The sequence below is a fragment of the Methyloversatilis sp. XJ19-13 genome, from assembly GCF_024580155.1.
Lineage (GTDB): Bacteria > Pseudomonadota > Gammaproteobacteria > Burkholderiales > Rhodocyclaceae > Methyloversatilis.
Genome location: NZ_JANINH010000003.1, coordinates 76,740 through 94,903 on the forward strand (window position 1 = coordinate 76,740; position 18,164 = coordinate 94,903).

General features: G+C 67.2%; 17 protein-coding genes. 5 read left to right on the plus strand and 12 right to left on the minus strand.

Going from position 1 to position 18,164, the window contains the following annotated elements:
- Together NMQ14_RS04945 and NMQ14_RS04950 are read right to left on the minus strand one after the other, a co-directional pair.
- Nucleotides 1–858, minus strand: a complete 858-nt coding sequence (locus tag NMQ14_RS04945) for a DUF3293 domain-containing protein (protein ID WP_257094039.1) — start codon at nucleotides 856–858, stop codon at nucleotides 1–3.
- A 257-nt stretch (nucleotides 859–1,115) separates the two neighbouring features.
- Nucleotides 1,116–2,738, minus strand: coding sequence for an ABC-F family ATPase (locus tag NMQ14_RS04950; RefSeq protein ID WP_257094041.1), 1,623 nt, complete (start codon nucleotides 2,736–2,738; stop codon nucleotides 1,116–1,118).
- Nucleotides 2,739–2,901: 163 nt separating this feature from the next.
- On the opposite strand from NMQ14_RS04950, the gene gshA reads away from it, so the two are divergent.
- The 5 genes from gshA to NMQ14_RS04975 all read left to right on the plus strand — a co-directional run bounded on the left by gshA (nucleotide 2,902) and on the right by NMQ14_RS04975 (nucleotide 7,985).
- The gene (gene gshA, locus NMQ14_RS04955; RefSeq protein ID WP_257094042.1) at nucleotides 2,902–4,224 is read left to right on the plus strand and encodes a glutamate--cysteine ligase; all 1,323 of its coding nucleotides are present in this window, start codon (nucleotides 2,902–2,904) and stop codon (nucleotides 4,222–4,224) included.
- A gap of 2 nt (nucleotides 4,225–4,226) precedes the next feature.
- Complete coding sequence (gshB, locus tag NMQ14_RS04960; RefSeq protein ID WP_373457179.1) at nucleotides 4,227–5,171, plus strand: glutathione synthase; 945 nt, start codon at nucleotides 4,227–4,229, stop codon at nucleotides 5,169–5,171.
- Nucleotides 5,155–6,177 (plus strand): FAD:protein FMN transferase, encoded by a 1,023-nt coding sequence (locus NMQ14_RS04965; RefSeq protein ID WP_257094044.1) that lies wholly within the window; start codon nucleotides 5,155–5,157, stop codon nucleotides 6,175–6,177. The genes gshB and NMQ14_RS04965 overlap by 17 nt, the downstream gene beginning before the upstream one ends.
- 115 nt (nucleotides 6,178–6,292) lie before the next feature.
- Complete coding sequence (locus NMQ14_RS04970) at nucleotides 6,293–6,451, plus strand: DUF2256 domain-containing protein (protein ID WP_257094046.1); 159 nt, start codon at nucleotides 6,293–6,295, stop codon at nucleotides 6,449–6,451.
- Entirely contained in the window at nucleotides 6,444–7,985 is a 1,542-nt protein-coding gene (locus NMQ14_RS04975; RefSeq protein ID WP_257094048.1) for a cryptochrome/photolyase family protein, read from the plus strand. The genes NMQ14_RS04970 and NMQ14_RS04975 overlap by 8 nt, the downstream gene beginning before the upstream one ends.
- 7 nt (nucleotides 7,986–7,992) lie before the next feature.
- Here NMQ14_RS04975 and NMQ14_RS04980 read toward each other — a convergent pair whose 3' ends face one another.
- From NMQ14_RS04980 to rapZ, 10 genes are all read right to left on the minus strand, one after another.
- Nucleotides 7,993–8,499, minus strand: a complete 507-nt coding sequence (locus NMQ14_RS04980; RefSeq protein ID WP_257094050.1) for a macro domain-containing protein — start codon at nucleotides 8,497–8,499, stop codon at nucleotides 7,993–7,995.
- 105 nt (nucleotides 8,500–8,604) lie between these two features.
- Complete coding sequence (locus tag NMQ14_RS04985) at nucleotides 8,605–11,220, minus strand: CHAT domain-containing protein (RefSeq protein WP_257094052.1); 2,616 nt, start codon at nucleotides 11,218–11,220, stop codon at nucleotides 8,605–8,607.
- Between the two features lie 98 nt (nucleotides 11,221–11,318).
- A complete protein-coding gene (locus tag NMQ14_RS04990; RefSeq protein WP_257094054.1) occupies nucleotides 11,319–12,188 on the minus strand; it encodes a 1-acyl-sn-glycerol-3-phosphate acyltransferase in 870 nt (289 codons plus the stop codon).
- A 48-nt stretch (nucleotides 12,189–12,236) separates the two neighbouring features.
- The gene (locus tag NMQ14_RS04995; RefSeq protein WP_257079037.1) at nucleotides 12,237–12,995 is read right to left on the minus strand and encodes a GNAT family N-acetyltransferase; all 759 of its coding nucleotides are present in this window, start codon (nucleotides 12,993–12,995) and stop codon (nucleotides 12,237–12,239) included.
- Between the two features lie 105 nt (nucleotides 12,996–13,100).
- The gene (locus NMQ14_RS05000; protein WP_257094056.1) at nucleotides 13,101–14,864 is read right to left on the minus strand and encodes a SpoIIE family protein phosphatase; all 1,764 of its coding nucleotides are present in this window, start codon (nucleotides 14,862–14,864) and stop codon (nucleotides 13,101–13,103) included.
- Nucleotides 14,865–14,894: 30 nt separating this feature from the next.
- Nucleotides 14,895–15,236 (minus strand): STAS domain-containing protein, encoded by a 342-nt coding sequence (locus NMQ14_RS05005; protein WP_257094058.1) that lies wholly within the window; start codon nucleotides 15,234–15,236, stop codon nucleotides 14,895–14,897.
- Nucleotides 15,237–15,448: 212 nt separating this feature from the next.
- Complete coding sequence (locus tag NMQ14_RS05010) at nucleotides 15,449–16,081, minus strand: flavin prenyltransferase UbiX (protein WP_257094499.1); 633 nt, start codon at nucleotides 16,079–16,081, stop codon at nucleotides 15,449–15,451.
- Nucleotides 16,081–16,602 carry a Gx transporter family protein gene (locus NMQ14_RS05015; RefSeq protein ID WP_257094060.1) on the minus strand — a complete coding sequence of 174 codons (522 nt, stop codon included), beginning with the start codon at nucleotides 16,600–16,602 and terminating at the stop codon, nucleotides 16,081–16,083. Before NMQ14_RS05015 ends, NMQ14_RS05010 begins: the two co-directional genes overlap by 1 nt.
- Nucleotides 16,602–16,976 carry a NusG domain II-containing protein gene (locus NMQ14_RS05020; RefSeq protein WP_257094062.1) on the minus strand — a complete coding sequence of 125 codons (375 nt, stop codon included), beginning with the start codon at nucleotides 16,974–16,976 and terminating at the stop codon, nucleotides 16,602–16,604. The genes NMQ14_RS05015 and NMQ14_RS05020 overlap by 1 nt, the downstream gene beginning before the upstream one ends.
- Nucleotides 16,973–17,821 (minus strand): RNase adapter RapZ, encoded by an 849-nt coding sequence (gene rapZ, locus NMQ14_RS05025; protein ID WP_257094501.1) that lies wholly within the window; start codon nucleotides 17,819–17,821, stop codon nucleotides 16,973–16,975. Before rapZ ends, NMQ14_RS05020 begins: the two co-directional genes overlap by 4 nt.
- Nucleotides 17,822–18,164: the final 343 nt, after the last annotated feature.

Below are 18,164 nucleotides of genomic sequence, written 5' to 3' on the forward strand. Positions count from 1 at the left end.
TCAGCTGGCGGTCGGGCGCACGCACCAGAGCAGGCGTGCGGTGTCGCCCGCTTCGCCACACAGCACCGCGTTCTGCCCGAAGGCCGCCCCGATCCGCATGGCTTCTTCCGGGCTGAGGCCGGCGCACAGCAGCGCCGGTTCGGTCCAGCCGGCGACGCCGTCGTCCGGCCAATTCATCGCTTCGCACACCGGCAGGCCGCGCTGTACCAGCAGCGCGCGCAAGGCGGTGTGCGCGGCATGGTTGGCATCTTTTTCACAGCGCGACGACCACGGATTGGCAGCGGAAATGACCGCCCAGCGGGTCTGTCCGTGTTCGGCCAGCCAGTGCTCGAGCAGCGCTTCAGGCGTGCCGATGCGCAGCGTGGCAGGACCGCCGGGCAGGTCGGCCGCATACGCGGTGTGTTCGTAGGCCGTGACCAGCTCGGGCGTCACGGCTACCGTCGGCAGCCCCAGCCGCGCCAGCAGCGTGGCGCGCCACAGCGCGGCGGGTATCCGCGGGCGGGCCGCGCCTTCGCGCTGCTTCGCACTCCAGACCGACCCCGGAAAATGCGCGTCGTCCGGCCAGCGGGCGATGACGTGCCAGTGCAGGTGCGGCACCATGTTGCCGAGGCTGCCCAGATTGATTTTGTCCGGCTGGGCGATTTCGCGCACGGCGCGCTCGACCTGCCACACGACCTCCATCACGTGCTGGCGGTCGGCGTCGGTCAGATCGGTCATTTCGCGCACATGCGCATTCCAGATCACGCGCAGGAAGGCCGGATGGTCGGCATCGCGTGCATCGATGATGCGCAGTCGCTCGTCGCGCCACAGCCAGTGATGGCCCGGCGCATCGCCGCAGATCGGGCAGCTGCTGGACATCTCAGTCGCTCCAACGCACGTTGCGCAACTCACAACGCATGAAACGGCGTCGCGCCGCCCGAAGGGCGAGCGTAGCCCCCTCGGCGGGGGGTGAAGCAGGGGTTTCGCGGCGCTTGCGCCGAGCCGGCTGAACGGACCGGCTGCGCAATGCCGGACCTCGTGCCAAGGGGTTTCGCGGCGCCTGCGCCGCGCCTGCCGAACGGGGCGGCTGAACAAAGCCGCCCCTGTGCGAACGAAGTGAGCGTGGGGGCTTCATCTCAATCTTCGATGCCCTGGCTGGCGAGGTATTCCTCGTAGCCGCCGCGGTAGTCGGTGATCTGTCCATCGGCGCGCATTTCCAGCACGCGCGTGGCCAGCGTCGACACGAAGGCGCGATCGTGCGACACGAAGAACAGCGTGCCTTCGAAAGCGTCCAGACCGGCATTCAGCGACTCGATCGATTCCATGTCCATGTGATTGGTCGGCTCGTCGAGCAGCAGCACATTCTTCCGCTGCAGCATCAGCCGGCCGAACATCATGCGGCCCTGTTCGCCGCCGGACAGCACGCGCACCTTCTTCTTCACGTCTTCGCCGCCGAACAGCAGCCGGCCGAGCGTGCCGCGGATCAGCGTGATCGCATCATCGCCCTCGTAACCGCCTTCGCGCACATAGCCGCTGATCCAGTCGGTCAGATTCAGGTCGCTGTCGAAATCGGCCGAATGGTCCTGCGCGAAATAGCCCAGCCGGGCCTTCTCCGCCCACTTGATCGCGCCGTGCTGCGGCGTCAGTTCGCCCACCAGCAGCTTGAGGAAGGTAGTCTTGCCGACACCGTTCTCGCCGATGATGGCGACGCGGTCGCCGCCGTCGAAGGTTGCGGTGAAGCCTTTCAGAATCTGCGGGCCGCCCTCGTAGCCGAACACCACGTTCTCCAGTTCGACTGCCTGACGGTGCAGTTTTTCCTTCGGGTCGTACTCGAAGCGTATCCAGGGATACTGGCGCGAGCTCGGCTTGAATTCCTCGATCTTGATCTTGTCGATCATCTTCAGGCGCGACGTGGCCTGCTTGGACTTGGACGCATTGGCCGAGAAGCGGCGCACGAAGCTCTGCAGGTCGGCCACGCGTTCCTTCGCCTTGGCGTTCGCCGCGGCAACCCGCTCGCGCGCCTGCGTCGAGGCCTCGATGTAGTCGTCCCAGGTGCCCGGATAGACGCGGATGGTCGCGTAGTCCAGGTCGGCCATATGGGTGCACACCTGGTTCAGGAAGTGACGGTCGTGGCTGATGATGATCATCGTGCTGTTGCGCTCGTTCAGCACATGTTCGAGCCAGCGGATGGTGTTGATGTCCAGGTTGTTGGTCGGTTCGTCGAGCAGCAGTACATCAGGGTTGGCGAACAGCGCCTGGCACAGCAGCACGCGCAGCTTCCAGCCGGGCGCGACTTCGCGCATCGGTCCGGTGTGCTGTTCGGTCGGGATGCCGACCCCGAGCAACAGCTCGCCCGCGCGCGCCTCGGCCGTGTAGCCGTCGTATTCGGCGAATTCGCCTTCGAGTTCGGCGGCGCGCATGTAGTCCTCTTCGGTCGCGTCGGGGTTCGCGTAGAGGGCGTCCTTCTCCTGCATGCAGGCCCACATTTCCGCATGACCCATCATGACCACGTCGATCACCCGCAGATCTTCGAAGGCGAACTGGTCCTGGCGAAGGAAGGCCATCCGCTCGTGCGGATCGAGCACGACGTTGCCGGCGGTCGGTTCGAGCACGCCGGCGAGAATCTTCATGAAGGTCGACTTGCCGGCGCCATTGGCGCCGATCAGCCCGTAGCGGAAGCCGCCGCCGAACTTGATGCTGACGTTGTCGAACAGCGGCTTGGCACCGAACTGCATGGTGATGTTGGAAGCGGACAGCATGGCACTCACGGAAAGTTGAACGCGCGGATGCGCAAGAGGCGGGATTGTACCGGAGCGCACCGGGCAGCCGTCCGGGTCGGCGCGCTCCCGAGGTGACAGGGGGAGCTGCGGGGGTACAATTCGCGGCCTGAATTTCAATGCGGATCGCGACCGCCCAACGCCCATGGTGCCTCATCTGACCACCGCGCTCACCGGCCCGCTGCTTGCGCTGGAGCGCTGTTTCCTGGAACGCCAGACCGACATCGAACAGTGGTTCCGTTCGCAGTGGCTGGAGCATTCGCCACCCTTCTATGCCTCGGTCGATCTGCGCAACGCCGGCTTCAAGCTGGCGCCGGTCGACACCAATCTGTTTCCCGGCGGCTTCAACAACCTCAACGCCGCCTTCCTGCCGCTGTGCGTGCAGGCGACGATGACGGCGATAGAAAAGCTGTGTCCGGAAGCGCGTAACCTCCTGCTGGTGCCCGAAAACCACACCCGCAACCTGTTCTACCTGCGCAATGTGGCCCGGCTCGCGCACATCCTCAAGCTGGCCGGGCTGCACGTACGCATCGGCAGTGTGCTGCCGGACATCACGGAGCCGACCACGCTGGACCTCGGCGACGGTCAGAGTCTGCTGCTCGAACCCTTGATCCGCCTGCCGGGCGGGCGTCGCATCGGCGTCGAAGGTTTCGATCCGTGCGCCATCCTGCTCAACAACGACCTGTCGGCCGGCGTGCCGGCGGTGCTCAAGGACGTACGCGAACAGACCGTCATCCCACCGCTGCATGCCGGCTGGACGACCCGTCGCAAGTCGCAGCACTTCGAAGCCTACAGCGAAGTGTCGCGCAGCTTTGCGTCGGTCATGGGCATCGACCCCTGGCTCATCGATCCGATGTTCGATGTCTGCCACGACATCAACTTCCATGAGCGCAGCGGCGAAGAGTGTCTGGCGACACGGGTCGGCGCGCTGCTGGCGCGCATCCGCGACAAGTACGCCCAGCACAACATCGACCATGACCCCTTCGTCATCGTGAAGGCGGATGCCGGCACCTACGGCATGGGCATCATGACGGTGCGCGATCCGTCCGAAATCGTCGGCCTGAACCGCAAGCAGCGCAACAAGATGGCTGTCATCAAGGAAGGTATGGAAGTCAGTTCCGTGCTGATCCAGGAAGGCGTTCCCACCTTCGAGACCGTGGATGGCGGCGTCGCAGAACCGGTGGTGTACATGATGGACCGCTATGTCGTCGGCGGTTTCTACCGCGTGCATGCAGAGCGCGGTCGCGACGAGAACCTGAACGCGCCCGGCATGCACTTCAAGCCGCTGGCGTTCGAATCCTGCTGCACGATGCCCGACCCGGGCTGCGAGCCGGATGCGCCGCCCAACCGGTTCTACGCGTATGGTGTGGTGGCGCGTCTTGCGCTGCTGGCCGCCAGCATCGAACTCGACCGCTCCCTGCCGCTCGACGGCGAGGATGAAGCCGTCGAAGCGGAATTGCGCGGCTGATCATGCAATTCGCCTTCATCGTCGATCCGCTCGACGCGCTCAAGCCGGTCAAGGATTCCAGCATCGCCATGATGCGCGAGGCGGCGCGCCGCGGCCACGAGATCTGGACCGTGCAGCGCGAGGTGCTGAGCCTGTCCGGCAGCGAGCTGTCGGCGAGCGCCCTGCGCATCGATCTCGCGCAAGGCGACCAGCCCTGGTACAGCCCAGCCGAGGTCCGGACGCGCGTGCTGTGCGACTTCGACGCCGTGCTCATGCGCCAGGACCCGCCGTTCGACTTCGAGTACATCACCGCCACCTGGATGCTCGAACGTGCCGCCGCCGGTGGTGCGCGCGTGTTCAACCATCCGCGTGCGGTGCGTGACCACTCGGAAAAGGTATCGATCTGCGAGTTTCCCGAGCTGATCACGCCGACCCTGGTTACGCGCGACGTGGCGGCGATCAATGCCTTCATCGACCTGCATCGCGACAGCATCCTGAAACCGCTCGACGGCATGGGCGGTTCGCGCATCTTCCGCGTGCGCGCCGATGACCCGAACCGCAACGTCATCATCGAAACGCTGACCAGCGACGGCAGTGACACGCTTATGGCGCAGCGCTTCATCCCGGACATCGCGCAGGGCGACAAGCGCATCCTGCTGATCGACGGCGAGCCGGTGCCGTTCTGTCTCGCGCGCATCCCGAAGGCGGGTGAGACGCGCGGCAATCTGGCGGTCGGCGGGCGCGGCGTGGCGCAGCCACTGTCCGAAGCCGACTGGCGGATCGCCCGCGCGCTCGGCCCGGTGCTCGCCGCGCGCGGCCTGCTGCTGGTCGGGCTGGATGTGATCGGCGACCGGCTGACCGAAATCAATGTCACCAGCCCGACCTGTTTCGTGGAAATCACCGAACAGACGGGCTTCGATGTCGCCGCGATGTTCGTCGACGCGCTCGAACGTGCGGCAACGCGCTAGCGCTGTCTTTGCGCTGCTGTGGCTGTGCGTGCTGCTCGCGGGCTGCGCGCGCGATCCGGTCGAGCGGCAGGAATCCTTCGTGTTCGGTACCCGGGTCGAAGTCGTCGTCTACGGCGTCGACCGGGCGCAGGCGCGTGACGCGCTGGGCGAGGTACTGCGCGAATTCGACCGCCTGCACCGCCTGCTGCATGCCTGGCAGCCGTCGGAACTGACGCGCATCAATGCGGCCATCGCCGCCGGGCAGCCCGCCGACATCGATGACGAAATGGCGCAGTTGCTGGCCGATGTAAAGGCCACGGCGCTGCGCGGCGAAGACCTGTTCAATCCGGCCGCCGGCGCGCTGATCGCCGCCTGGGGGTTCCACGCCGACGAATTCCTGCCGCAGCGGCCCGATGCAGCGACGCTGTCGGCGTTGATCGCGGCGCGACCGCGCATGGCCGATGTCGACATCGACGCCGGGCCGGCCGGCGGTCATCGTCTGAGCAGCCGCAATGCCGCCGTTCAGTTCGACCTGGGCGGCTACGCCAAGGGCTACGCGCTCGACCGCGCAGCCGCGCTGCTGCGCGCGCGCGGCGTGCGCAATGCGTTGATCAATATCGGCGGCAATGTGATGGCGCTGGGCCGCAAGGGTGATCAGCCCTGGCGCGTCGGCATCCAGCACCCGCGCAAGTCCGAGGCGCTGGCCAGTGTCGAGCTGCGCGACGGCGAAGCCATCGGCACCTCGGGCGACTACCAGCGCTATTTCGAACTCGACGGCGAGCGGCTGTGCCATCTGATCGATCCGCGTGACGGCCAGCCGGTGCGCCACACGCAGTCGCTGACCGTGCTGATCCCGGCTGCGCCCGGTGCCGGTGCGCGCTCGGACGCGGACAGCAAGCCGCTGTTCATTGCCGGGCGCGACCACTGGCAGGCGCTGGCCGCGCGCGTGGGCGTCAGTCACGCGCTGCGCGTCGACCGGGACGGCAGCGTGGTCGCGACATCCGACATGCAGGCGCGGCTGCGCTGAGCGATCGGCGCAGCGCCGATTGCGCGGCCGCGGAACGTTTCGAATAAATCCGTCGCGTGGTGAAACCCGCTGGCGCGTTGCCGGTCCTCATGACGTCAAGTCAATCCCGAGCGCCATGACCGTTCATTTCAAAGGCAACAAGCAGTCGCTGCCCAGCCGGCCGTGTGTCGCCTGCGGCCGCGAAATGACCTGGCGCAAGTCCTGGGCGAAGAACTGGGAGCAGGTGAAGTACTGCTCCGACGCCTGCCGTCGCAAGGGCGTGTCGCATGGCTGAACTGCGTCATCTGGTACTTGTGCTGGGCGACCAGCTCGATGCGGATTCAGCCGCCTTCGAAGGTTTCGATCCGGCGTGCGATGCCGTGCTGATGATCGAGGCGGCCGGCGAATCGACCCGCGTCTGGAGTCACAAGGCGCGCAGCGCGCTGTTCCTGTCGGCGATGCGGCACTTCGCGCAGGACTTGCGCGCACGCGGCTGGACCGTGGATTACCGCGCGCTCGGCGACGACGCCGAAGCGACGCTGGTCGACATCCTCGCGGCTCGCCTCGCGCAGCACTGTCCGCGCAAGCTGGTGCTGGTCGAGCCCGGCGAATGGCGGCTGGAGCAGGCGATCCGTGCGCTGTGTTCGGACAGCGGGATGACGCTCGATCTGCGCGACGACCTGCACTTCATGATGTCGCGCCAGGGCTTCGCAGACTGGGCGCGCAAGTACAAGCAGCCGCGCATGGAGTTCTTCTACCGTCACATGCGCGAGCGCCACGCCGTGCTGATGGAGGGCGGCGAGCCGGCGGGCGGGCGCTGGAATTTCGACGCCGACAATCGCGCAGGCTTCGGCAAGCGCGGCCCCGGTCTCGTGCCGGAACCGCTCGCCTTTGCGCCCGATGACGTGACGCGCGACGTGATCGATCTGGTCGAAGCACGGTTTGCCGATCACCCGGGCTCGACGGCACACTTCGACTGGCCGGTCACCCGCGCAGACGCGCGGGCCGCCCTGCACGATTTCGTCGAGCACCGGCTCGAACTGTTCGGCCACCATCAGGACGCGATGTGGACCGGCCAGCCCTGGCTGTGGCACGCCCGCATCAGCGCGGCGATGAACCTGAAGCTGATCAATCCGCGCGAAGTGATCGCGGCGGCGGTCGAGGCGATGCGCCTGCACCGGCTGCCCCTGCAGTCGGTCGAGGGCTTCGTGCGCCAGGTGCTGGGCTGGCGCGAATTCATCCGCGGCATGTACTGGCTCGACATGCCCGATCTGCGCGCCGCCAACCACTTCGGCCACATGCGCGCACTGCCGCGCTGGTACTGGACCGGCGACACGCACATGCAGTGCATGCGCGCCGCCGTCGGCCAGACGCTGCAGTATGGCTACGCACATCACATCCAGCGGCTGATGGTGACCGGCCAGTTCGCGCTGCTGGCGGAGATCGAACCGCAGCAGGTCGAGGACTGGTATCTGGCGGTGTATGTCGATGCGGTCGAATGGGTCGAATTGCCGAACGTCGCCGGCATGACCCTGTATGCCAATGGCGGCCGCTTCACCAGCAAACCTTATGTGGCGAGCGGCGCCTACATCCAGCGCATGAGCAATTACTGCGACGGCTGCCGCTACAGGCCGGCCGAACGCACCGGTGAGCGCGCCTGTCCGGTCACCACGCTGTACTGGCACTTTCTCGACCGCCACGAGGCGGTCTTCGCCGGCAATCCGCGTACCGCGCTGATGGTGAAGAACCTGCAGCGCATCGGCGATGCGGAGCGCAGCGCGCTCCGCATCCGCGCGGCCGACATGCTGGACAATCTCGACCGGTTGTAGCGCCGGCTCAGTTCAGCCGTTCATTCGCCGCCACGCCCTGATGATAGGTTTCATAGACGATGACCGGCACGCCCAACGGACCCAGATGCTGCTCGACCAGCGGCTTCACATCGGCCCAGTCCATGCCGCCGACACCGGTGGCCAGTCTCGGCAGTGCAATGCTGGTGACGCCGGTTGAGCCTGCATAGCGCGCCAGCGCCTTCAACGCGTGGTTGACCGTTTCCAGCGTCGCCTTGCCAGGTCGCGCGGCCGGACCTTCGCCCACCATTTTCTGGGTCAGCAGGTTGAGGATGGTGCGTGTGCTGCCATCGCTGTCCACGCCAGCCCAGGACCATACCGTGCCGGCATCAAGATGCTGGCCGCGCTGCGCATGCCGGTAGTCGCGCGCCATCGACGGCCAGCGCTCGCGCAGCGCCAGCGCGAGACCGTGGTCGAAGTGTTCCTGCGGCGCAATGCCGTGCGCAATGACCTGAGCCTGGCTCAGCAGAATGTCGCCTGTTACGTATTGAATCATCAATCTTCCCCCTGAAAGCCGCGCGCAGCATGGATGTTGCGCGTCGGTTCCACAGTACGCGCCCGCTGCGTACAGCCTTTGATCGGGGTCAACGGGGTGACGGGCTCAGCGCGCAGGGGCGGGGACGAACAGCCGAAGGCCGGGCTGAAGGCGTGAGGGGTCGGGCACAAGGTCCGCGTTTGCGTCCGCAATGCGCGGCCAGAGCCGACCCTCGCCGTACATGCGCGTTGCGATGCCCCACAGCGAATCGCCACGCTGCACGTGGTAGGGCCAGCCGGGCAAGCCGGCGTCGTCTTCGGTCACCGGCACGGCCAGATACTCGCCGGCCAGCAGGAAATCGGGGTCCTTGATCAGGCGCAGTCCGGACATCATCCTGCTGGCGGCATTGTGGCGTTCGAGGATGAACGTCCATTCCCGAGCGTCACCGAGCAGCCGCTTCGCGATGCCCTCCAGCGTGTCGCCGCGGCGCACGGTGTACAGCGTCTCTCCCTCAAAGGCGCCAGCGGCAGGTTCGACCTTGCTATCGACGGCGAGATCGGGCGGCTCACCTGCACTGGCCGCCACATTACCCACCGACGCGGACAACTGCCCGAGCAGCGCGCCCTGCGCAGGGTCTGCGGCGCGCTGCGCCGCGTCCCACAGCAGAGCACTCAGGCGTTGTGCATCAGCACCGAGCGACGCCGCGTCGAGCGCGCCCGGATCGAGCTGCCGCAGTGCCTGCAGGGTGGCCACTGCCGCGACATCGTCGCCGGCCTCCAGTTGCGCGATGGCTCGGGCGACCGCAAGGCGGGCGCGCTCCGCCGGTGTTTCCGAGGGTGCGACCGGTCTGGCCGCCGGCGCTGCGCCGGCCAGCTCGCCCGGAGAGGGGGCGTGATCGGAGGCGCTGAATGTTAACAGGACGACCCCGATCACCAGCACCAGCAGCGCGATCAGCGCGCCATACAGCAGGGTACGGGACGAACGTGCGGCGATCGGTGCCGTCGCGGGTGCAGGCTCGGGCTCGCGGGCCGGCGCGGTCGGCGCAAGTCCGGGCGCGACTGACGGTGCAGCGAGGTCTGCCGCGGTCGATTCACGGATGACCGCCTCCGGTTCGGCGGCGGGCAGGGCTACCGGGATGGCGGGCGGAGCAACGGCCGGCGCAGCGGGGGTGGCAATCGCGAACAGCTGCCCATCCGGCGAGCGCATGTGCAGCGCCGGTGCGCCCCACTCGACCTCGTGACCGCGGGCGAACAGGAAGGCGCGTGCCGAGGTCAGTGCGGCATCTACCGGCTGGCCGGCGGCGAGGTAGCGATAGAAGTGGCGCGACAGCTCGACCGCGGCCTTGTCCGGAATCGCGAACTGCATCGCGATCACCGCCGGCACACCGCGCCGGATCAGCGTCTGCGCGATACCGCCGAATGGATCGACCGGCGACACCGCGCCACCCATGCAGCTGTTCAGGAACACCAGCCGCAGATTGGCCAGATGATTGCGCAACAGCACGCCGAGCCGGCGCCCGGTGAGCGGGTCGGGGGCGCGGTCCGGCGTGTCGCTTTCCAGCAGCAGCAGACCATCGCCGCCGTTGAAGTCGCCGTGGCCGATGAAATGCAGCACGTGCGGGCGCACTGTCAGCAGCGCCTCGTCCAGCCGCTCCAGGGTGGCGTTCTCCAGCCGCGTGATGCCGATCAGGCCGCGCTTGGTCAGCGGCGCCAGTGCCTGGTCGAGCCGCGCCAGTTCGTCGCCGATGCTCAATGGCGCCAGACCGCCTGGAGCAGCGAATGCGATCAGCACGCGCAGCGGCGGAGAAATGCTCAGCGTCGGCGTGGGTTCGTCGACGTCGAGCCAGCGCACCACAGGCTTCATCCGGTCGGAGAACAGGAAGTCGTCCTTTTCGGGGCTGTAAAGGAATTCCCAGGGCAGGCGGCCCAGTTCCGGCGTGTCGGTGGTGTCGATGACGAAGCGCAGGCCCTTGCCCTGTTGCGGATCGATGGCGCGCAGGCTTTGTTCGATGCCCGGCCGCAGGGTTGGTCCGAACAGTGCCTTGTACAGCAGCGTGCCCGCGTCGCGCGCCTGCGCGGCCGTGGGCAGACCATTGTGGGCAAGTGCGCCGGGGGGGCGCCGCAGGGTGTCGCCGACCGGCGCGCCGCGCATCGCGTCCTCAATCGCCGGTGCATCGATTGCGCAGTCGCCGCTGAATCCGTCGGCCGCTGGCGGGCTGTTGATGTCCACCGTGTAGCGGCCGGCCTCGGCATAGGAAAAGCGCACCTTCAGCGAGGCATAGGTGGGTGCGGCGTCGGGCATGTCGGGCGGGACCGCGTCCGCGGGGTCAACCGGTGCAGGGGACGGCAGCCGCTCGATGTCGGCCACCGCCAGCACGACCTCGGCCGCCAGATTGCCTTCCGGCACCAGTACGGTGACCGAGCCGAGATAGGGCGGCAGGGCGCTGAACGGCGTCGCTTCCGCCATGACCGGCAGCACGTGGCCGGCCGGGTCCGGCCAGCAGCGGCGGGCGATCTTGAGTTCGGTGCGGGTGTAGTGGCCTTCGGCGACCGCTGCCGGCGACAGCAGGAACACGAACAGGTCGCTGCTTTCGATGGCGCTGCGGATGCGGTCGTCGTAGTTCAGGCCGGCCGGCAGGTCTTCGCGGTCGAAGAACACGTCGTGTCCGGCGGCCTGCAGCGCGGCATTCACGCCTTCGGCACGCGAGCGGATTTCCGACGCGTAGGACAGGAAGATCTTCAACGGCTGGCTCCGGCGCTGCCCGACGACCGACCGGTCATCCGTTCTGGCAGGCGTGCCGAGTATAGACCGCGCGCCGCCCTGCGGCGCTTTGCGGGGCGTCAGTTTCCGGGTTCGGCCGGATCGTGGGCGGCTGCCGGGACTTCGAGGCCGGACACCGTGGCGTGCGTGGTTCTGGCCAGATGCTGGCGTGTATGGCCGTGCGTGGGCAGCGACGGCAGCAATTCGACCTGTGCCACGGTGCGCGGTGCGCGCGCGAGCCGGCACACCGACTGCCAGAAGGTGGTGTCGCCGATGTACAGGGCGGCTTCGGACAGCTCGCCGTGTGCGTCCAGGTAGCGCAGGCGGACCGGCTTGACCGCGCGGCCGGCGTCTATTGCCGCCTGGAACATCGCGGCGCGAAACGGCAGCACGCTGCGCCCGTCGGTCGTCGTGCCTTCCGGAAACACCATGACACTGCGGCCGCAGCTCAATGCGCTGACCAGCGTGTTGCGTACCTCGGCCGCCGAGTTGCGGCTGGTGCGCCGGATGAACACCGTTTCATTGCGCGCGACCAGCCAGCCCAGTACCGGCCAGCTGCGGATTTCGTCCTTGCAGACGAAGCCGAGCGGCGAAATCGCATTGATGACGAACACGTCCACCCAGGAAATGTGATTGCTCACCAGCAACTGACCCGGACGCGGCAAAGGTCCGCCGGCCTGCAGTTCGACGCCGAGCACGCGCAGCAGGCGGCGTGACCACTGCGCCTTGATCTTGCGCTGCGTGCGCGCCGACACCAGCGGATAGATCAGTGCCACGCGGGCGCAGCCGTCGGCCAGATGCACGGCCAGACGCGAAATGCGCCAACTCATGCGCAACCCGGCGCGCAGGCCGCGGTCGGAGGCGCTGCTGACGGGCTGACGGGCAGGCGGGCTTTCGAAGGTCAAGGCAGATGCGTCGAAGAAGTCGGCTGAGATATCGATCAGTGACATGGCGCGTGTCCTCGCATTCTGCCTGATGGTTTGACGAGGGTGCGCGGCTCAGGCAGCGCGCTGCACGAAGTGCCTGGCGTAGCGCGCGTCCAGCCGTGACAGGGTGAGCAGCAGCGGCAGGTCGGCCGTGTTGAAGTCCGGGTCCCAGGCCGGTTCGCCGCACACGTCGGCACCGGCGCGCAGATAGCCCTTGACCAGCGGCGGCACGACGCAGGCCGGGTGCGGTGTCAGTCTTTCCAGCGGCAGACGCACCTTCGGGAACACGCGGTACTCGGGAGGGGCCATGCGCTCGCTCAGGCTGTTGAATATAGCCGCCGCATTGTGACCGCCGTCAGCCATGCTGATGCTGGCGCAGCCGATCAGGTACTGGTAGCCGCCGTCGAGCAGATAGCGCGCGAGGCCGGACCACAGCAGCGCGATCACCGCGGCGTTGCTGCGGTAGTCCGGGTCGATGCAGGAGCGGCCGATCTCGACGATTTGCGAGCGCAGGTGGTCGAGTCGCCCGAGGTCGAATTCGGTTTCCGAGTAGTAGCCGCCGGTGCGACGTGCCGCGTCGGGCGCCAGGATGCGGTAACAGCCGACGATACGGCCGTTGTCGTCATCGCGCACGATGAGGTGGTCGCAGTGCGGATCGAAGCGGTCGCTGTCCACGCCGTGCGTCGGCGTGTCGAGCCGCGCGCCGAGTTCTTCGGCAAATACGCGCCAGCGCAGCTTCTGCGCCGCCAGGATTTCGGATTCGCAGTTCGCCAGCGTGACGCTGAGATTGCGCTGGGCACGCCGCTCGCGTGCGGTATCGACCTGAAGCATGCAGACGGTCTCCGTAAAGGGTCACCTTCACGATAGGTGCGCAGTGTTCAGGTGATATGACGCAGCGGCGACACGACGGTTACAGCGATACGGCCCCGGGCTGCATCAGGGTTGCTCGAGAAAGCGCAGCGCCAGCAGCGTGATGTCGTCGGCCTGGGCGTGTGCGCCGCAGAAGGCGCGCGTGGCGTCGCGCACTGCGCCGATGGTCTGCAGCGCGCTGCCGCGGGCCGCAGCGGTGACGGCGGCGAGCAGGCGCGCTTCACCGAACTGTTCGGCGGCATCGTTCTCCGCCTCGGTCACGCCATCGGTGTACAGCAGCAGCAGGTCGCCGCGCGCAAGCCGGGTTTCGCCGAGCGCGTAATCGATAGCCGGATCGATGCCGGCGATCGGGTTGCGCGGTACCTTGAGCAGCGAAGCCGGTTCGCCCTGTCGCGCGATGACAGGGCGCATGTGACCGGCATTGGCAAAGCGGAAGCTGCCGTTGCTGGTGTCGAGCAGGCCGATGAACAGGCTGGCGAACAGCAGGCGGTCGTTGTTCAGCGCCAGCTTGCGGTTGATGCGCTCCATCACGCGTTCGAGATGGCCCTTCTGGCCCTGCTTGCGGCCGGCTTCCGAGCGTACCGTAGTCAGCGTGCGCATCATCAGCAGCGCGGCCGGCATGCCTTTGCCGCACACGTCGCCGATGGCGACGAACAGGCGATTCTCGTCGATGAAGAAGGCATCGAAAAAATCGCCGCCTACTTCGCGCGCCTGCTGGATGGTCGCTTCACACTCAATTTCGAAGTGCTCGGGGAACAGCGGCGAGCGCATCGGCAGCATGCCGGTCTGGATTTCCTGCGCGGTGCGCATTTCCGACTGCAGCCGGTCGAGCAGCATGGAGTTTCGTACGCGGTCGATCACCTGCTGATTGGTCTTGCGCATGCGCGCCGCCATCATGCCCAGCAGATTGCGCGCGACGCGCGGCAGCGGCAGAAGCTCTGAGAAGAACTGGTGGGCATCGATCAGCAGCAGGCGGGTACCCGGCTCGGCCACGACCCAGGCGGAGGCCGGTTCGCCGTCGATGATGGACAGTTCGCCGGCACACTCGCCCGCCGCGATCACGCTGTAATCGCCGCCCTGTGGCGTATCGAGGTGCACGCGCAGCCGACCGGTCAATACCAGCGCCACATGTTCGTTCGATACGCCGGGCGCCAGCACGACGTACTCGTCCGGGTAGTCGCGCTGCGGACAGTGCGCGAGCAGACCTTCGATCAGTGCGTACGGCACGTCGCGGAACAGTTCGATGCGGGAAATGAAACCGAGTGCGCGTCGCTCGCCACCGCTGCGCCGATCCGCCGAAATACCCGCGCCATCGCCGGCGGTCAGCGGGAAGGCTGGGGCAGGGCGGCGCCGGCGCTCGATGCCGCGGCGGATCGGTGCCCGGCCCTGCGCCGGTCCGGCGCGGCCGGGCCGGGTCCATGCGAGCGTCAGCTGGTTGCGCGCGCCGACCCGCTCGTAGCTCACCTGATCGGCAAACTGGCGCACCAGATGCACGCCGAGGCCGCCTACGCTCGCTTCTTCCAGCGTGGCCGGCGCGACCGGGTCGGGCAGCGCGAGCGGGTCGAATTCGCAGCCGTCGTCGGCGATGACCAGCTTGACCGACTGCGGTTCGAGGATGAGATCGAACGCCAGCGTGTGCGGCGCCTCGTCTTCGAAGGCGTAGCTGACGATGTTGGCCACCAGTTCAGACACGCACAGATCGAGCCGGAACGTGAGCTCGCTGCCCAACTCGAAACTGTCGCCCAGCGTGCGCAGCCAGGCGCTGGCTGCGGAAATCGCGCCGCTGTCGTTGATCAGCCGCAGGCTGCGGCGCGCATGGGCGCTATGCATCGGCGCCCCCTGCAAGCACGTTGAGCGGACTCAGGCGTTGAGTGCCGCGCGCGCGGTGTCGAGGTCGGTGCACAAGGTCAGCAATTGGTCGACGCCGGCGGTTTGCAGCACGCGCAGTACCATGGGCTGGGCACCGAACAGCACCAGTTTTCCGCCGCGCGAGGCCTGGCCCCGCGCACCCGCCAGCAGTGTGCGGATGCCGATCGAGGCAACGAAACTGACGTCCGACAGGTCGACCGCAATTTTCGCCGGATGCGTGCTGGTCAGATAGGTGAAGGGCTGGTCCAGGGTCTGCGCGCCTTCGATGTCGAGCCGGCCGTCCAGCCGGATCAGGGTGATGTCGCCGTCCAGCGTCTGGCTGTCCATTTTCATTTGCTTGCTCCGGTATGGTCCGATCGCCGACTGGGGGCGGCCGGACGAGCTCTGCAGCTTGTTTCATTTCCATGTCAGGCGTGTGACAGCGCTTTTGGGTCTGTTCTCATTTGATTTGTACCTCACGCGTGCGGCCATGTGGCGCATTGGCTGCGCTGCCAGCCCAAGGGTAGTGTGATGCACGAATCAAATGAGAACAGACCCCGCGCGCTTCACTCCGTTGGCGCGTCGCCCCAGCGCGGCACCAGATCGTGTGGCACGCGCAGCTGATCGAGCACGCGCGCCACGACGAAATCGACCAGGTCGTCGATGCCCCGGGGCTGATGATAGAAGCCGGGCGACGGCGGCAGGATGACCGCGCCGTTGCGCGACAGGCTCAGCATGTTCTCCAGGTGCAGCGTGGAAAAGGGTGTTTCACGTGGCACCAGGATGAGCTGCCGGCGTTCCTTCATCACCACGTCGGCAGCGCGCTCGATCAGGCTCGACGCCAGGCCGTGGGCGATCGCCGCCAGCGTGCCCATCGAGCACGGGCACACCACCATGGCGTCGGGCGGGTTCGAACCGGAGGCGGGCGGGCAGTTCCAGTCCTCGCGGCCGAAAACTTCCAGCTGACCGGGCGGGGCATTGAAACGTCCGGTCAGTTCGCGTGCGGCCTGCACAGGATTGGCCGGCAGCAGCAGATCCATCTCCTGCCGGGCGACGATCTGTGCAACTTGCGAATAGACCAGCCACACCTTGCAGCCGGCGCCCAGCAGGCACTCGATCAGGCGCAGGCCGTACGGCATGCCGGAGGCGCCGGTCAGCGCGACGAGGACGGTCGGCGGTGCAGCGGGGAACGTACGCATCATGCTTTCTCCTGCATCAGCCGCGCGGCGACGATGCCGTTGAGGATGCCGAACAGCAGCGCGGCGCCGAAGAACACCGGCGCCAGATTGAACAGGCCGTCATGCGGCACCAGCCACAGGCGCGCCAGCAGAAGTTGCGCGCCGATATGGGCGAACGCTGCGGCGACCGAGCGGCCGACCGGGCCGAGCCATTGCCAGGACACCGCCTGCAGCGCGCCAAGCACCGCCAGACTGGCCAGCGCGCCGACGCCCGCCAGAAAGAAGCCGGGCGCGAGGAACTGGCCGGCGAGCAGGCTGCCGGCGACCACCCGCAGCACGCTGACCCAGGCCGCGTCGCGCCAGCCGTGGCGCGCCAGCACGATCAGGATGACGATGTTCGCCAGACCGGGCTTGACGCCCGGCAGCGGACTCGGAATCGCCGCTTCGACCAGTGACGCGGCGATTGCAGCCGCCGCGTAACGTGCCAGCCGGCGGTCGCGGGCGCTCGGCTCGACCTGCAGCGTCGTGGCCGACGGCGCCATCAGAATGCCACCGTGTCATGCGCACCGTCCGGGCCGACAAGTTGCAGCGAAATATGGCTCGGTGCGCACACTGCGACACTGCCGGCTCGGGTCAGCCAGCCCTGGTGCACGCAGTACTGGCGCGGGCCCGGGTCGGCAGCGATGCGCGCCCGGCCTGGTTCTACCTCGATCACCGTCTGGCCGCGCGCGGCGAGGGCGCCGTCCAGGGCGATGCGATGCGTGCCGGTCAGCGGCAGTTCGGCCACGATACGCCCGTCCAGCCTGACCTGCGCCATGGCCGGTGGGCTGCGGCCCCATTGCGCCGCCGCGGTGGCTGCGGTGGCGAGCAGGCCGGCGGCGATGACCAGCCAGTCGCCTGGCCGCACTGCCTTCATTTATGCGCCGAAGCCAGCGAGCGGTGGCGCACCAGTACGCGTGCCGCACTGCGGAAGTGTTCGGCCAGCCACTGCGCCATATACACGGAGCGATGCTGACCGCCGGTACAGCCGATTGCCACGGTGAGATAGCTGCGGCTGTCCTTCACATAGCAGGGCAGCCAGTCGCGCACGAAGCGCGCGATGTCGTCACGCATGCGGATCACCTCTGCGTGGCCTTCGAGGAAATCGACGACAGGCTTGTCCTGACCGTTCTGCGGTCGCAGCACGACGTCGTAATACGGATTGGGCAGGCAGCGCACGTCGAACACCAGATCGGCATCGAGCGGGATGCCGTGCTTGAAGCCGAACGACTCGAACATCAGCGTCAGCCCGGTCGCTTCATCGACTTCGACCACGTCGCGCACCCACTTGCGCAATACCGAGGCCTGCAGGTCACTGGTGTCGATGCGATGACCCAGTTCGACGATCGGCGCCAGCAGCTCGCGTTCGCGCCGGATCGCTTCGCCGAGCGAGGTCTGGTCGTCGCCGAGCGGGTGGCGGCGGCGTGTCTCGGAAAAGCGCGCGATCAGCGTGGCGTCGCGCGCGTCGAGAAACAGCGTCTGCAACTGGGTGCCGTTGCGCAGTACGCCCATCATTGGCGGCAACGCTTCCATGCTCTTGCCGGACCGCACATCCACCGCGATGGCCACCCGGGTGTAGCCGGCTTCGCGCAGATGCCCGACCAGCTGCGGAAGCAGGGGTGCCGGGAGGTTGTCGACGCAGAAGAAACCGCCATCTTCCAGCACATTGAGCGCCACGCTCTTGCCGGAACCGGACATCCCGCTGATCAATACGAGGCGCATCGCGCCACGTCGCAATTCATTCACCTTGATTCACCCTGCAAGTGGATGTTCATGCATGCAACATGCTTGACTCTGACCAGCCGCAATCTACGCTTGAAGTTCAAGCCTGCGCCGGACACCTTTATCGAGCGCCCGCCACAGGCTTTCCATGATGATCCAGACGGGTGCGTCACAGGCCAGTTTCTGAAAGGTCTGGTGCGTTCCCACACCATGTCCGGATTTCCGCCCGCTGCACTTTCACATCGAAGGAGCCCGGCATGCGATATCTCAGACTTCAGCGCAGTCAGGCCAACAGGCGGCGTTCCGAACGTGACGCCGACCGTGCGGGGTCGCGCACCGAACC